The organism is Brevibacillus sp. FSL L8-0520 (assembly GCF_037963895.1).
Lineage (GTDB): Bacteria > Bacillota > Bacilli > Brevibacillales > Brevibacillaceae > Brevibacillus > Brevibacillus borstelensis.
The window spans coordinates 484,501-500,000 of the sequence record NZ_CP150171.1 but is presented as its reverse complement, the minus strand read 5'-3'; the positions used below and the strand labels follow the sequence as shown (position 1 = coordinate 500,000).

Here is a 15,500-nt window from a genome sequence, read left to right as displayed (position 1 = left end):
CTGTAATCCCCGCTATATCTGCACACACATCCGTAAAGGTGAAACACCCTCGGGTGGGAAGGCCACAATCCCAGCATGTATTGGGCGGTTTCTTTGGCCTCATCCATTCTGTCGAGATTCAAATAAGAGTAGCCCATTTGCAGCAGTGCATAAAAATGGTCAGGTTCCACCGCGAGCAGCTCCTTGGCCTCCGCGATCACCGTCTCATAATTGTCATTGTCAAAATGGTACTCGATGCTGTCTACCAGTCTTTCCACTAGCTCTTCGGAATCGTTTTGTATCCTTTCTTCCATCTCTCTCAACTCCTGGGTGAAAATTAAATCTGTCTGCCAAACTTGCGCAAATACGCCTCTATATCGTTGTAAAGCCCGCTGTGGTTGGAATATTTGACATAGTTCTTCGCCGTGCGCAGCCAGTCCAGGGTGGTCGGCTTCACCTCGCTCAAAACCGTCTCCAAATCCTTCATCATGATCGGGCGCTCCACGCCGGTCTCCAAGATTTCCTCCAGAACAAGCTCCGCTGCCCGCTCACACACATTTTCAATGTCAGCCCCGGAAAAGAACTCCGTGTGCTTGGCCAGCCAATGGGGATCGATTCCTTTGGCAAATCGTCCGTGCAGCTTCAGCGTGAACATTTGCTCACGCGCTTCCAAATCTGGCGGCGCAACAAAAATCAACCGGTCAAACCGCCCCGGCCGCTTCAGTGCATTGTCTACATCCCAAGGGAGATTGGTAGCTCCAATGATCAAAACCTGATCGGTGCTGGTATCAATGCCTTCCATTTCCGACAAAAAGGTATCGATCACGCCCCGCATGTAATTGGATGAAGATTTTGAACGATTGTAGCCGATCGTATCGATCTCATCAAAAAACATAATGCTCGGTTTATGGTGACGCGCCTTGTCAAACATGGCTTTCAGATTCTGCTCGCTCACTCCGATATACGGGTCCAGAATATCGGTGATGTGCACCGGGACGAAGGTGGCTTTGCATTCTCCTGCAGTCGCTCTCGCCACGAACGTTTTCCCGCAACCGGGAGGGCCGTACAGCAATACGCCGCCGCCCACTTTTTTGCGGAACTTGGAGAACAGGCCTTGATTGAAAAACGGGCTTATTATCCGCAAGCGAATCGTTTTCTTCAATTCATGCAGGCCTGCCACATCCTCAAACGTGACCTTGTTTAACGTTGGCAGTTCCTCTTTTTTCTCCCGTTGGCCGCCATCGATAATTTTTAGGCCCGGATGGTTCTTTACTTTGTAGGAGTGGTTTTGTCTGCCCGCTCCAGTTCCCTGGCTGCCAGCATAACGGTCATCCTCGTAATCGCTGTTGTCGTCATCGGCTTCATCGTATTTCTCATCGTCTTCCCCGAAATCATTTTGCAGCGAATGGTTGCGGCCATCTCTTTTATGATCTGTTTCTTGGGGGGGAGCCTCGTTTTTCTCTCCGATGTTTTCTGTTTCCATCCCTTTGGCCAGAGGCGCGACATTGCTCATCCCTGTAGCCGAGGCGGCGGAGGAGTTCTTCTGGACAGCCGGGGCAGCAGCACTGCCCGTTGCCTGTTGCTGCAGCTGTTGTGTGGCCAGTGACAGCTCCCGAATAAAGTCATTGCGCAATTCCTCATTCTCGCAATATGTGAGTCCTGCAGAATATGAACTGATCGCTTCCAGCCACAAACCGTTTTCGGCCAGTTCCTTTCCTAACCAGAAGTGCGTTTGGGCGTCCTCGGGATGCTTTGCCGCCATTTGACGCAGCCATTGTATTTTTTCCAAAGCGTGTTCACCGCCATTCATCCATGGTCTTCTATCTTGACGCGTGCATCCAGTTTCGGATATTCGTTTGCAACCTCTCATCATTCTACATCAAATGTAAAAAACTTCAAGAAACATGGTGGATTGTGACGATTTCTGCGGGTTGTCCTTTTCTTTATTTTATGTGGGTATTCGGGCAAAAGAAGCAGCGAAAACGGGACTTTCTTACCATTCCCTGTTCTGTTTTGATGTCTTGGCTATTACAAACACCCGATACAAATACTTCCATTATTGATAAACAATATAAAAAGGCCGTCACGCTCTCGTGCGAAACGGCCTTTCCATCCTTAATAGGGATCAGCCTGATGCCCTTTTCTTTCGGCTTCCTTCACTGCTGCTCCAGCGTTTTCTGTGCCGATCGGACCGCCCGTCCCCAATTTTCCCGAATCCTTGCTGCCGGCCTGCTCCAGACCCTCCCGGACGCGACGGCCGTAATCGGGATCGCATTTTGTTAGCATCTCGATCATCTTGTCCTGAATTTCCTTCCTGCAGACGCGCAAGGCGTTTACCAGATTTTCGATCAGATCGTCCCGCTCCCAGTCCTCGAACATCCGGTAACGCTCCCCGGCCTGTTTGAAGTCATTGGTCCGGTCAATTTTTTGCCGCACCACATTTCCCGCTACGTACGGCTCGTGGTCCTTTTCTTCCTGCACGACCTCACGCAGTCCCCCAATCGTGGACGGCTCGTAGTTGATATGCGGATTGGTCCTGTCCACATGGTAGAGCATTTGACCGCCTTCCTGATTGGTGGCTACGCGTTTTTTCGGAGCGTTGATCGGAAGCTGCAAATAATTGGCGCCTACCCGATAACGCTGTGTGTCAGAGTAGGAAAACGTCCGCCCCTGCAGCAGCTTGTCATCGGAAAAATCCAGTCCGTCGACCAGTACGCCCGTCCCGAAGGATGCTTGCTCTACCTCCGCAAAGTAGTTTTCCGGATTTTTGTTCAACACCATTTTGCCTACAGGGAGAAACGGAAATTGTTCCTCCGGCCAAAGCTTGGTCGGGTCCAATGGATCAAAATCAAGCTCCGGATGCTCGTCATCGCTCATGATCTGGACACAGAGCTCCCACTCCGGGTACTCGCCTCGCTCGATTGCTTCGTACAAGTCCTGAGTAGCGTGGTTGAAATTTTGTGCCTGAATTTTTTGGGCTTCCTTTTGCGTGAGGTTCTTGATGCCTTGGGAAAGCGGCTGCCAATGGTACTTCACCAGAACGGCTTCGCCCTCTTTGTTGACCCACTTGTACGTATTGACGCCCGAGCCCTGCATCTGGCGATAATTGGCCGGGATGCCCCACGGAGAGAAAAGAAACGTAATCATATGCATGGCTTCCGGGGTGTTGGAGATGAAGTCAAAGATGCGCTCCTGGTCCTGAATATTGGTCACCGGGTCCGGTTTGAACGCGTGAATCAGGTCCGGAAACTTCATCGCATCCCGAATGAAAAACACTTTCAGGTTGTTGCCTACCAGATCCCAGTTGCCGTCTTCCGTATAGAATTTGACGGCAAAGCCGCGCGGATCGCGCAATGTCTCCGGCGAGTGGATGCCGTGGGTGACCGTGGAAAACCGGACAAACACGGGTGTGCGCTTGCCCGCTTCCTGAAACAGCTTGGCCCTGGTGTACTTGGCTATAGGCTCGTCTCCCACTTTGCCGTACGCTTCAAAATAGCCATGGGCACCTGTCCCGCGCGCATGAACGACCCTCTCCGGAATGCGTTCCCTGTCAAAATGGGTGATTTTTTCCAGAAAATCGTAGTTCTCCAGTGTCGTGGGGCCTCTTCTGCCCACCGTCCTCATGTTCTGATTGTCCGTAATGGGGTGTCCTTGCCGGTTGGTGAGAGAATCTTCGCCCTCCCCCGCAGTCATTCTTTTGTCGTATACGCCGCCGGCACCCATTACCGAGGTCCCGTTCTCTCCTTCCGCTGACGCTCCTCGTTCCTGATGAACATCACTCATTGCATTCCCCCGCTTTCAGTCAAATAGCTTGCTTGCACGTTTTTTGGTTGCACATATGTAATATCTTCCTGCGGGGGTAGCTTTATGCAAAAATTGCCTGCGAAACCATTAGAGAGGGAATTTCATGCCACATACGAATGTGTAACACTCTGGAGATGTTGGTCGGCAAAACCGCTACAGGGCACAGCCTAAAGTGAGCCGCTGAAAACAGGCTTCTTCTGCTGCGCCCTGTATGTAGCGACTTTCATTTGGCTTCCAAGTCAGCAAAGGATTGACTCCAATCCTTCCTACGCCCGCTTTCTGCGCAATTGATAGTACGTGACTGCCAATGCCAGCGCCAGGACAATTCCTTTAATGATGTCATACGCATAATAAGGAAGATTCAGCATCGTCATGCCGTTCAGCAGGACACCGATCAGGATGGCCCCGACGAAGGTGCCGAATACATTGGGCTTGCCTGCGCCAAATACAGAGAAACCGACAAACGCCGCGGCCACCGCATCCATCAGCATGGAGCCTCCGCTGCTCACCTGACCGGTTCCGATTCGCGCAGCCAAGAGCATCCCTCCGAGTCCGGCAAACAGGGCAGAGAGCACGTAAGCAAGCGTCCGGTACCGGTTCACGGGTATTCCGGAGAGCCGTGCCGCTTCCACATTCCCTCCGGTCATATAAAGCATGCGCCCTTGTCTCGTATAGGTCAAATAAATATGCGTGACCGCCACCAGCAAAAAGGTAAGCAGCACAGGCACCGGTACGGAGAGAATCTCGCCTTGCCCCAGCCAGAGAAACCATTCCTGAAATTTGCCCGGAGCAGTCGTCCCGTCCTCCATCGGCATATTGGCGTAGATCGAGTAGCCCTTTGAATAGGTCATATGGACGCCGTTTACGATGTACAGCATCGCCAAGGTCGCCAACAGGTCGGGAATCCGAATCTTCACGACCAACAGCGCGTTGATCAAGCCCACCAGAACGGCCAGAACGATCGGAACCGCCAATGTCGCGACCGCTCCTTGTTCGTACCAGACCATCATCGATGCGGAGACAACGGTAGTCAAGGAGACGGTCGAACCGACAGACAGGTCGAATCCGCCGACAATCAAGGAAAACGTAACACCGACGGCCACAAATGTGACGATGGAGATGGAGCGCAAAATATCCGTGATGTTGGCATAGGTAAAGAAATAAGGATTGGTCAGGCTAAAAAGCAGGATGACGATGGCGATCACGGCAACTGTTCCGTATTTATAAACAAAATCAAACAAGCTGTATTTTTTTGCTTCCATCTTATTCACCCCCGCTTGCGTAATACATGATTGACTCCTGGGTCGCTTCTTCCCGGCTCAGCTCTTTTACGATTTGTCCCTCGAACATGACGAGGATCCGGTCCGCAATCCCCAGCACCTCGGGAAACTCGCAGGAAAAATACAGGATGCCTTTTTTCTCCGCGGCGAGCGAGCCGATCAGGCGGTATATGTCGCTTTTCGCCCCGATGTCCACACCCTTCGTCGGCTCGTCGAACATAAAGATGCGCGCATCCGTATCCAGCCATTTTCCGATAGCGACCTTCTGCTGGTTTCCCCCGCTCAAGTGGCCGACAGGCTGACGGATGCCCGCTGTCTTTACCCCCAGTTTTCGGACGATCTTCTCGGCTTGCTCCGACTCCAGTCTTTGCTTCACAAAGCCCTTTGGCGACCATTTGGCCAGGGTAGCCACCGACAGATTGCGGGCGACCGACTCCTCTACGAATATCCCTTCCTTGCGGCGCTCCTCCGGCACGAGGACGATCCCCGCCTCGACTGCCTCTTTCGGCGTGCGAAGCCGCAAAACCCTGCCGTTTACAATCAGCTTGCCATCCTCCCACTCATCCGCGCCGAACAGCAGACGTGCCAGCTCCGTCTTCCCTGCTCCAACCAGGCCGACGACACCGACGATTTCTCCCTCGCGCACATGCAGGTCCGCTCGGCGAACCTTGCCTCCTCTGGCGTTTTTCACTTCCAGGATGGTCTCGCCGATCGGCACCTGGGTCTTCGGGAACTCCTCGGAGAATGTCTTGCCCAGCATCGCGGCGATGACCTCGTCCATCGTTGTGTCCGCCGTCTCTTTGGTAGAGATCCGTTGTCCATCGCGCATGACGGTGATCCGGTCGCAGATTTGAAAAATTTCCGGCAGCCGGTGGGAGATGTAGATAATGCCCAACCCCGCTTGCTTGCACTGCTCGATGATCTGAAACAGCCGCTCTGTTTCCGTGTTGCTGAGCGGAGCTGTCGGTTCGTCAAAAATAATGAATCGGGCCTGCTGTACCGTCGCCCGGGCGATCAGGATCAGCTGCTTTTCGGACAGCGTACAGGCTTCCACCTGCTTTTTCACAGGAATGGAAAAGCCAAACCTTGCGAGAATCGCTTCCGCCTCTTCATACAAGCGGCGCCAGCTGATCAAGCCCTTTGCTTGGATTTGGCGATCGAGCAATATGTTTTCCGCTACACTGAGGTACGGGATCAGCGCCGTATCCACTTCCTGATAGACGCATTGAATCCCGAGCGCTTTGGCATCCTGCGGCGACTGGATCGCGGCCTCCCTGCCATCAATCACAATGGAGCCTCCGTCCGCCACATAGGCTCCCGTCAAAATCTTCATCAGCGTGCTCTTCCCCGCTCCGTTGGCTCCGAGCAGAGCGTGAACTTCTCCCGCTTTCACTTCGAAATCGACGGAACGGAGCGCGGGTACGCCAGAGAACTGCTTCATGATGCCGTTCATCTGCAAAGTCGTCATTTTCTGTCCCCCCTTATTAAGGAAGAATCCCGTTGATGGATGATCAACGGGATTACGCTACACCATCTATGCAGGATTACTTGCCCCATTCTTTCACGTACTGGGAGAGATCTCCCATCGTGATTTTCTTGTCCGTCGGCAAATCGTCTCGCTTGACCAGCACAGGATTCAGTTTGACGCTGTCCGGCACCTGCTCGCCGTTGATTTTTTTGAAGACGGTTTGGGCTTGAATCCGTCCGATGTTGCCCGGGTCTACCGCTGCAGTCGCTACCCACGAGGTAGAGGGATCCTGCATGAGCTGCAGGTCTTCGTCGCTCAAATCGATCGAGTATACTTTGATCTCGGTACGGCCGGCTTGCTGAATGGCGCGGGTCGCTCCTTTGGCGAACTCATCCCAGGAAGCCCAGACCGCTGTAATATCTCCTTTGTTTGGATACTTCTTCAGAATGGCTTCCATCTGCGATTGCGTATCCAGCGCGGTGTTGTTGGTGGCGCTGCCGAAAGCGGCAACCTCCTTGATATCCGGATATTTCTTCAAAAAGGCTTCGTACGTGATCTGGCGTTTTTCCATCGGTGCAAAGCCAGCCACCCAAATTTTCACGATGTTTCCTTTGCCGCCGGTATCTTCAGCCAGCTTCTCCAGGCTAAGCTCAGCCAGCTTCTGGTCATCCTGCTCTACTACAGGAACCCCGGGAAGCTTGATGTCTGTATCAAACAGCACGAGCGGGATGTTTTGCTTCACAGCCTTTTCTGCTCCTTGCTGCAGTGCTTCTGCAGTGCCGTGGTCAATCAGAATGCCGTCGAAACGCTGGTTGACCGCCGCATCCAGGTTGGAAGCCATTTTGGACAGATCGGTATCTGCGTTGAAAACAGTCAGCTCTCCGCCGTTCTTTTCTACTTCGGCTTTGACGCCGGCAATGTACTGAGCCGAGAATGTGCCTACGTTTTGCCGCATCACGAGCGCGATCCGTTTTGCTTTCTCGCCGGAGCCGCCACCCGCTCCGCCGTTTCCGGAAGACGCGCTGTTGCCCCCGCCGCAAGCTGTCAGCAAAAGAGACACAGAAAGGATAAGCGATCCAATCAAACTAAACTTCTTTTTCATATCGGAAAACCCCCTTTTTAAAGTAACACGGTACGCTGTTCTGCGGTTTTGAACCGGAATCGACATCCATTTGCTCCATCAAAAAAGCCTCTTTCCAGATGAAAGAGGCTTAAATCAGCGGATTTTCGCCTCTCATCTGTCAGGTATCGCTACCTGTAGGAGTTAGCACCTTGGCTCAAAAGAAACGTGTTCCTTTGCGCTAGGTTGCCGGGCTTCATTGGGCCAGTCCCTCAGCCTTCTCTGGATAAGAGTTCATATTCTCATATCAAAACCTTTTGTATATACAGAATATAATGGCTGCTTTCAAACCTGTCAACTAGGATTTTTTCCCCTTCCCTGTCCCTATCTTTTCAAATGCCTGGGCGACAAACCAACTGTGCTCCTCCCGCATCTTTTGTTCCGTAGACGCATCGAGTCCCCAGTCGGATATTTTGGAAGCCGGGCGCAAAGCTGCGAACAGATCCCAGTAAGACAGGTCTGTAAAATCGAACTTCGTCAAGGATTGATAGCGACCGGTAAAACGAAGCATCGCCTCGATGCCGAATGCCCACAGAATCTCCAGTCTGGCGTTGGCAACATCCGCGAGCGGATCTCCGAGCTGCGCGTCCTCCCAGTCGATCACTGCAGCAAGCTGTCCGTCCCTCCACATTACATTTCCTGGCCAAAAATCTCCATGCAGCAGTACGCATGGATTCCGCGAAGGAAATGGCCAAACTGCCTCCAGAACATCCCGAATGCGTCCCTCACCCAGCGATTCATCTGTGATTGCCGGCCGTTTTTCGATTTTCTCGGTACATGCTTTCTCCAGTTTGGGCAAAAAGGACAAATCCAGCTTCGAGACGTCCACACTATGAATCCTGGAAAGCTGCGCAGCTAGCTGGAAAACGTGGTCGGTCACATCGGCAGGAGTGAACTCAGTCTTTCCCTCGATGTATTCAATCACGACGTACGGCGTGGAAAAAATCTCGCCTGATTGATCCAGGAAAAATGGCACTGGCGCGGCCACCCCCACAGACTTCAGGAGTTCCATCAGCTTGAATTCATCTGCTGCCACATGGGGATTCTGTGAAATGTCTGCCGCACCGTGCCGGCGCACAACCATTTTTTTCCTTTTGCCGTCAAGCTGCTCGATTTCAAGCGCCGTCACCTGCGCTGAGACACCGCCTTTCAACTCCCAGGAGCGAACCAGCTTGCTTTGGGGTTCAAGCCTTTGAACCAATCTTTGAAAGCAGTCCCTTTCCGTTGATTCTGTCATTTGCACCTCTCCTTTGCCTTTTCCGGAATATTCGCTATCCCCGTGATCAAATCATCCCGGTTTCCCGCAGAAGATGAAAAATGAAAAGCGGACAGCTCTCGAATGGGCCGTCCGCTTCTTTTGCTCGCTTTACGGGTCAATCGCTGTTTATCGCTTTAGTTGGATGTGCAGCCATTGCATTTTTCACCTGGACTGCAACTGCTAAAGCCAGCGCCTGACCAATCCCCCTACAAATTCCCAACTACTTCTGCTGGTAATTTACTCTTACGATCTTCCAGCCATACGGGCTTGATTCTTCCTGTTCCAAAGAGTATTCCACCTGATAATTTCCTGTCAGCGTATGCTGATAGCTTCCTGTCACCCACAATCGCTTCGGATTGCTGTCATCTTTCCTGACCACCAGGCTGCCGCTGTAATCATGCAGAGGGAGCGGAGCGATCTCTTCCAGTGACTCTTGGGCGTCCTTGCTGAAAAACTGCCCGATCCGCGACGGGTCCTTCTGGACATACGCCTGATTGGCGGCGGTGAGGAAGAGGTTGACGATGTTTTTCTGGCGAAGCTGCGTTTCCTTGAACTGCTGAGGCGTATCGCGTTTCCAAAGATCATGCAAGCGTTTCAGGACGATGGCAAACTGCGCTCGTGTCATTTGTTTTTTCGGGTCAAAATTTTTGTCTGCGTTAAAGAGATAGAATTCGGAAATCGCTGCCGCATAGGGCGATGCCGTATCCTCGTATTTGGGATCGTGCTTCCACAGATAGTAGCCCGTATAGTAAGGCTTCACTTCATCCAGCTTGAGGGTTGTCGCCCGCATTTTGTAAGGAGCCAGGACATGGAACAGGATCATGCTCGCTTCTTCTCTGGTCAACGGCTTTTGCAAATAATCGGAGGACAGCCACCAGTCGATGTTGTTCTTCTGTGGCTGCTTCATACCTCCACGTTCGGATAAGTGCAGGTAGTACAGCATGCTTTCTCCCGGATCGAAGGAATTGACAAATCCGGTTTGTATGTCTAGCATGGCGCGCATATTGGCAAGGAGTTGTTCCGTTTCCTGTTTATAAGAGAACCGTTGATCCACATGCGTATTTGGCTTGGCTGTTTCCAAGGGACCATAGATGCCTTCCAGCACCCGGTTCAGCAAAGCCAGCGCTTCGCCCCTGGTAACCGGATTGTCCGGATGAAAATACCCGTACTTGAGGCGGTAAACATTCAGTGCGCTCAGTTCCTCGATTTCCTTTTGGGCCCAATGCCCCTGAATATCCTCATAGTATACGGGAGCCGCAGAAGCGCCGGGGACAAAAAAGCTTTGGACGAACAGACCGAACATAACGATCCAGGCAAGATAACGTTTGTACATTTCTCAGTACTCCTTTCCAAATAATGCTTCGGGCAACATTTTCCCTAGGTAAGTGATCGTGCTGATGCTGACGGACGGGAATACCATGCGATTATCGGATTTCCGTTTACTTGTGGACTGCTCCTGTTTTATCGATCTGGATCAGCTTCCCGTTCTGTTTGACTGTGGCGACGCCATTTTTAAAAGGCGTGGCGTACTCGTACTGGCAATCGATGACGAGGCTTCCCTCGGCGTTGATGTACCCGAACTTCCCGCCCTTTTTCACGACAGCGAGCCCTTCGGAAAAGCTTGTCGCATGGTCGAATTGATACGCAATCGCCAGCTCCTTGTCAAACGGATTGATCTGTTTGACATAGCCCCATTTCCCGTTCTGCTGGACCGGTACAAGCACAGGGGCTGGTGCGGCTTTTGGCTGCGGCTTTGGCTGGGCGGGCTTTGCTGCAACCTGACTGGGCTTTGCTGGTTGTGGTTGCGGCTGTACGCTAGGAGTCGGCTTGCTTTGCTTTTTTGGGCTTTCTTTCTTCGGTCTGGGGGCGGCTTCTTTTTTTGCGACTGTCGGAGGAGCGGCTTTTGCGGCAGTCTCCGCTGTCGCCGCCGGGCTGGGCGTCGCTGCCGCTTCTGCTGGCGGTTGTACCGCCTGTTCCGCTGGCAGCTCTGGCTGCGGCATTGGGGGAACAGATGGAACCAGCTCTTTCCCCTGCCCGCTGAGACTCGACGCTGTCTCTATGGCTGCAACTGCCTTTTCCTTGGCAAATCCAAACAGGGACGAGCGCATATCTTTTCTATCTCCGTCGGTTGCCGGGCTGTAGGCATTGAACTCCTCCGTCTCCTCTGCTGGCAGTTCTTTGCTCTCGGAGGTCTGGCTGGCCGGAGCGGGTTCTGGCTGGGCACTTGCCGAATCGCCTTTTCCGCCGCTCATCTGGGACAGGGCGACGCCGTTAATAATCAGCGTGACTGCCACGATCGCTCCTCCGATGATCAGGCTTTTGCGATTGCCCCAGCTCTTCTTTTTTTTGACTGGTCCGGCGGCGGCCGTCACCTGGATGTGCGTTTCCGTCCGCTGCCCCTCATACTGGGCCAGGACGACCATGTTTCCGACCACACCTACAGTTACAGCACCTGCCTTGGTTACTGTGCCAATCTGTGGCTGATCTGTGCTCCAGCGTACTTGCTCAGTAATGTCCTCCTCCCGTCCATCCATCCAGACGAGGTACGCCTTCAACTGTGCGGTTTGACCGGGATGCAGCTCCAATTCAGCCGGTACGACTTTGATGTAATGGGTAGTAGGCTCCCCGGTATTCGATTGTATGGACATGGTGGCACCCCCTAATTCTTCAGGTTTATCGTATAGGTATTTACACCTTGAACAGAAACGGCGTTAAAGTAAGCAAGACCGGACTGAGGAAGCTTCACAGCGTACGAAATGCCTCCTCCGGCATCTTTTAGGCCTTTTACCGTCACTACGCTCGGGACGGGAACGCTGATCGCTGCCGGCTGATTCGTCAAAGTAAGTACGGGGTATACCGACTTTCCATTGACAAGGATCTCGATCTGATCTCCGTCTTCGGCGTTGAAATCCCAAATCAGCATGGTTGCCTCCCCCGCTTCGTCGGCAGGGCTCTCTACGACAAAATCCTTCGCTTCCAAACCGGCCGTATTCTCTTCGGCAAACAACTGTTCACCGGCTGCGACGGACGTGCTGACCCGGCTATTGACGATCTGAGCGGCATCCCCCTCCGGCAGTTGTCCCCCCGTAAAGAAGACGGCCGCGGCAATCAAAATGGTTGCCAGCAAAAATGATTTTCCGATTCCTTTTTCGCCGGGGACCGCATCATGGGGCTCGGGTTTGCTTCTGCTGTCCGGAGCGTATGACCGAGGCGCATCTCCCCTCGTCTCCGACTTGCTTGACATGCGGCGCGACTCTTCCACTTGCATCACCCCTGCTTTCTCACGGTGAGACTAATCGGATATTTGCAGTACCAGTAAGACAAGAAGACCCGGGTCACCAGAACAATCACGACCGCTCCTCCTATCGCCAGCCACTTCGGAAACAACAAGCTGTCTGCCCACTGGTTCATCACTTCCAGACCTGCAGATGTTCCAATCGCCATAAAGTAAGCGATATGCAGGAAAGGCAGCAAAACCGGGTATTTTCGGTACAAGGTTCGCAAGGCTCCCACCCGGACGGATGCGAACAGCAGTCCGCCGATCACTCCCAGCACAATCAGGGGATACCCCAGACGGGGAGCCTCGTACTTGGCTACCTCGATCATGTCGAGGATAGAGAACAGCGGCATGGTGACCAGGATCAGTACACAGGGGAGCAGGAGCAGATAGAAACAGACCGCGAACATCGCCTTAGCTGCTTTCATAGATAGCCTCCTCCACCACATCGCATTCTTCCAACATGGTCAGCTCTTGTATGGTTGCGTGTTTGTTTCGGCTCAGGCGCATGGCGTGCGAGCGTATTGCCCGTTCACACAGATTCCTGGCAAAGCGTCCGTTCCCCGCCATCTTGTCCCCTTGCGTCTGAACAAACTGCTGCCGCATGGCTCGCTCTGCCGCAGCAGAAGCCTCATAGCCTCGCTGCGCCAACAATTGCCGGGTGATTTGCAGCAATTCATCAGGTGTATAATCCGGAAACTCAATGATCGTCGGAAACCGTGAACGCAAGCCGGGATTGCTTGCCAAAAACCCGGTCATATCCTCGCCGTAGCCTGCCAGAATGACGACGAGACTGTCGCGAAAATCATCCATCGCCTTGACCAGCGTGTCGATCGCTTCCCGGCCAAAGTCACCTTCGGCCCCCGCCAGTGCGTATGCTTCATCGATAAAGAGCACACCCCCCAGCGCACGCTCGATGACTTCCCGCGTTTTGAGTGCCGTTTGCCCCACATAACCGGCGACGAGCCCGGAGCGATCCGTTTCAATCAGCTCATCCCGCTTGATTACGCCCAATCGATACAACTGCCGCGCAATGATCCGGGCCACCGTCGTCTTGCCTGTTCCGGGATTCCCTTGGAAAATCATGTGCAGCGTCTGTCCCGCCGCATCGGGTATTCCGGCCGCTTTCCGCCGCTGTGCGATCTGGATTTGTGCCGCCAAAGACCTGACCATGTATTTGACCGGCTCCAATCCCACGACGGCAGCCAGTTCCTCCTCCAGCTCGGCCATTATGTTCTCTGCAGTACCGCGCTCCTTATCACCGATGCCCCAGTCTTCAGCTCGCAGCCACCTCCACTCTTCCGCCCCCGCTTCCAACTGGGCCAGACGAGCTGATTGCCTCCTGACAGCTTCCTCAAACAGGTTGCGAACCAGACGCCCGTTTCCGGTATCGCTTCGGCCCCGTACCTGCTTGCCTTCAATCATTCCGAGCAAATGCTGACGGGCATCGGGATGGATTTCGTACCCGCGGCCGATTACCATTCTCTCCAGAAGCTCCGCCATCTCTTCCGGCGTGTAGTCGGGGAATTCGATCTGCAGCGGAAAGCGGGAGCGAAGACCGGGATTCACTTTCAGAAAGGCGTCCATCTCCCGTGTATAGCCGGCCAGGATAACGATCATCTGGTCCCGGTGGTCCTCCATCGCTTTGACCAGTGTATCGATGGCTTCCCGGCCGTACAGATCGGCAGGGTCCCGGGACAGTGTGTATGCCTCATCAATAAACAGCACGCCGCCAATCGCCTCCTTTATCCTTTCTGCGGTTTTGGCGGCTGTGGAGCCGATATACTCGCCTACGAGATCCTGTCTGGTCACCTCGACCAACTGACCGCCCGACAGCAGCCCCATGCTTTTCCAGATGCGGGCCACGAGCCTGGCTACGGTTGTTTTTCCCGTACCCGGATTGCCTGAGAACACCATGTGCATCGACATGGGAAGCTTCGTTTGGCCTGTCAGGCTTCGCTTTTTTTCAGCCGTCACGACATCCAGGCATTCTCGAACGAATTTCTTAACGGCGTCCAATCCGGTCAACTGCTCCAGCTCCAGCAAAGCTTCTGAAAGCTCCTGCTCCTGCCCTCTCGCCAAACCCGGCAGCGGCAAGCTGACCGCTCCGCTGACGAGAACGAGCTCTCCCTCCCGGAAAGCCACCAGCGCCTCCTGATCGGAACGAAGCACTCCTCTCGCTCTCCAGTCCAGCAATTGCGGGGTAAATACATGTGTGACCCATTCCTCAATCGCCTTCTCGTACCGTTTTGTCTGTTCTACCTGTTTGGCGAGCTCTTGAAAAACGGACTCTTCAAAAGAAAGGGTCAGCCGGATATCCGCTTCGAGCCTTTCTGCTTGCGCCAGACACCTTTCTCCCAGCAGCTTCGCCAGAGTATCAAGGCCGGGGGCAGCAGTGAACGCGCACGTATCCAGACTTTTTACCAGGGCTTGCGGAACGGCTGGCGAAATCATTTTCTCCAGCGTCCTTCGCTCCATTTGTTCAGCGGCTCCTGCTGTTTCGCTTTTGGGAGACGGCTGGTCCACATGGAGGACCAGGAAGTAGTCGGAGGCCTCTATCTGTCCCCCCTCCGGAGTCCGGATCAAGCCATCTGCAAACAGCTTCGTAACGTACTGGACGATTTCCGGGCCAGCCCGCTCAATGCCTCTGAAGCAAACCGTCCCGATTCCGTCCCGAAAGGCATTTGCACAGTCGAGGAGAAACAGCGTATGTGCCTCCCGCTCACCATATCTGTCCAAATCGACCGTCGTGACGTGGCCGTACGGCAACAGCCGCTTTCGGCAAAACTGATCGAGCAGCAAAGATAATGTTCGCAGCTTGCCCGTCCCTTCGGGTCCGGCCAGCAGGAGCCTGTGCTGGACTTTTCCGCTTTCCCGAAGCAAAAAGCTTTTTTTGTAGGCGATCGCCACTTCGTAGACGAACGGCTCCTGCCGGTTGATTTGCCCGTTAACCTCTTCGATGATGGCCGGGAAAAGATCATCCAGCTCGGCCCGGGACCGGACCCAGGCATGCTTGTTCCACCCCCGGACGGTATCTGCCACTGCCTCTCTTCCGCTGGCCAAAGGGCCAAAGGTCTCTTTTCCCGCAGACGAGGCTAGCGATTGGCTTTGCCCGGCCATCCCGCTCTGCCGAAATGGCGATGTTTCGGGCTGTTGCTGACGCTCTGCCTTTTTCCCCGAAAACCCTCGCTCCCGTATATGGTCAAGCAGTTGAAGCTCCGGAAAGAGAATGCGCATCCACTTTTTCCATGCCATGTCTGAATCGTTTCCTTTCGTCATCCCGCCTCGTCTCAATGGGCTTGATAGAAAAATCC

The 15,500-nt window shown here is 53.7% G+C and carries 12 protein-coding genes and 1 riboswitch (1 of these 13 running past the window's edge); all 12 genes read right to left on the bottom strand.

Going from position 1 to position 15,500, the window contains the following annotated elements; all coding sequences use genetic code 11:
- Nucleotides 1-293, bottom strand: partial view of a tetratricopeptide repeat protein gene (locus NSQ24_RS02845; protein WP_003393170.1) — the 5' portion only. Its footprint begins 925 nt before the window's first position; only the first 293 of its 1,218 coding nucleotides appear in the window; it begins with the start codon at nt 291-293; its stop codon lies off the left edge, out of view.
- Nucleotides 294-316: 23 nt separating this feature from the next.
- Nucleotides 317-1,789 (bottom strand): ATP-binding protein, encoded by a 1,473-nt coding sequence (locus NSQ24_RS02840; RefSeq protein ID WP_003393168.1) that lies wholly within the window; start codon nt 1,787-1,789, stop codon nt 317-319.
- 305 nt (nt 1,790-2,094) lie between these two features.
- Nucleotides 2,095-3,702 carry a catalase gene (locus tag NSQ24_RS02835; protein ID WP_003393165.1) on the bottom strand — a complete coding sequence of 536 codons (1,608 nt, stop codon included), beginning with the start codon at nt 3,700-3,702 and terminating at the stop codon, nt 2,095-2,097.
- A 347-nt stretch (nt 3,703-4,049) separates the two neighbouring features.
- On the bottom strand, nt 4,050-5,045 hold the full coding sequence (locus NSQ24_RS02830; RefSeq protein WP_003393164.1) for an ABC transporter permease: 996 nt from the start codon (nt 5,043-5,045) through the stop codon (nt 4,050-4,052).
- A 1-nt stretch (nt 5,046) separates the two neighbouring features.
- Entirely contained in the window at nt 5,047-6,531 is a 1,485-nt protein-coding gene (locus tag NSQ24_RS02825; protein ID WP_031933362.1) for a sugar ABC transporter ATP-binding protein, read from the bottom strand.
- 76 nt (nt 6,532-6,607) lie between these two features.
- Nucleotides 6,608-7,633, bottom strand: coding sequence for a sugar ABC transporter substrate-binding protein (locus NSQ24_RS02820; RefSeq protein ID WP_003393160.1), 1,026 nt, complete (start codon nt 7,631-7,633; stop codon nt 6,608-6,610).
- Between the two features lie 129 nt (nt 7,634-7,762).
- A riboswitch (SAM riboswitch) is annotated at nt 7,763-7,884 on the bottom strand.
- A 65-nt stretch (nt 7,885-7,949) separates the two neighbouring features.
- Entirely contained in the window at nt 7,950-8,888 is a 939-nt protein-coding gene (locus NSQ24_RS02815; RefSeq protein WP_031933363.1) for a phosphotransferase family protein, read from the bottom strand.
- A 241-nt stretch (nt 8,889-9,129) separates the two neighbouring features.
- Nucleotides 9,130-10,242, bottom strand: coding sequence for an S-layer homology domain-containing protein (locus tag NSQ24_RS02810; RefSeq protein ID WP_339167203.1), 1,113 nt, complete (start codon nt 10,240-10,242; stop codon nt 9,130-9,132).
- 106 nt (nt 10,243-10,348) lie between these two features.
- A complete protein-coding gene (locus tag NSQ24_RS02805) occupies nt 10,349-11,557 on the bottom strand; it encodes a WG repeat-containing protein (protein ID WP_339167201.1) in 1,209 nt (402 codons plus the stop codon).
- Nucleotides 11,558-11,568: 11 nt separating this feature from the next.
- Nucleotides 11,569-12,153: a hypothetical protein gene (locus NSQ24_RS02800; RefSeq protein WP_172920226.1), complete on the bottom strand. Its 585-nt coding sequence runs from the start codon at nt 12,151-12,153 to the stop codon at nt 11,569-11,571.
- Between the two features lie 23 nt (nt 12,154-12,176).
- Nucleotides 12,177-12,614 (bottom strand): hypothetical protein, encoded by a 438-nt coding sequence (locus tag NSQ24_RS02795; protein ID WP_003393150.1) that lies wholly within the window; start codon nt 12,612-12,614, stop codon nt 12,177-12,179.
- Nucleotides 12,601-15,465: an AAA family ATPase gene (locus tag NSQ24_RS02790; RefSeq protein WP_052259778.1), complete on the bottom strand. Its 2,865-nt coding sequence runs from the start codon at nt 15,463-15,465 to the stop codon at nt 12,601-12,603. Before NSQ24_RS02790 ends, NSQ24_RS02795 begins: the two co-directional genes overlap by 14 nt.
- Nucleotides 15,466-15,500 lie beyond the last annotated feature (35 nt).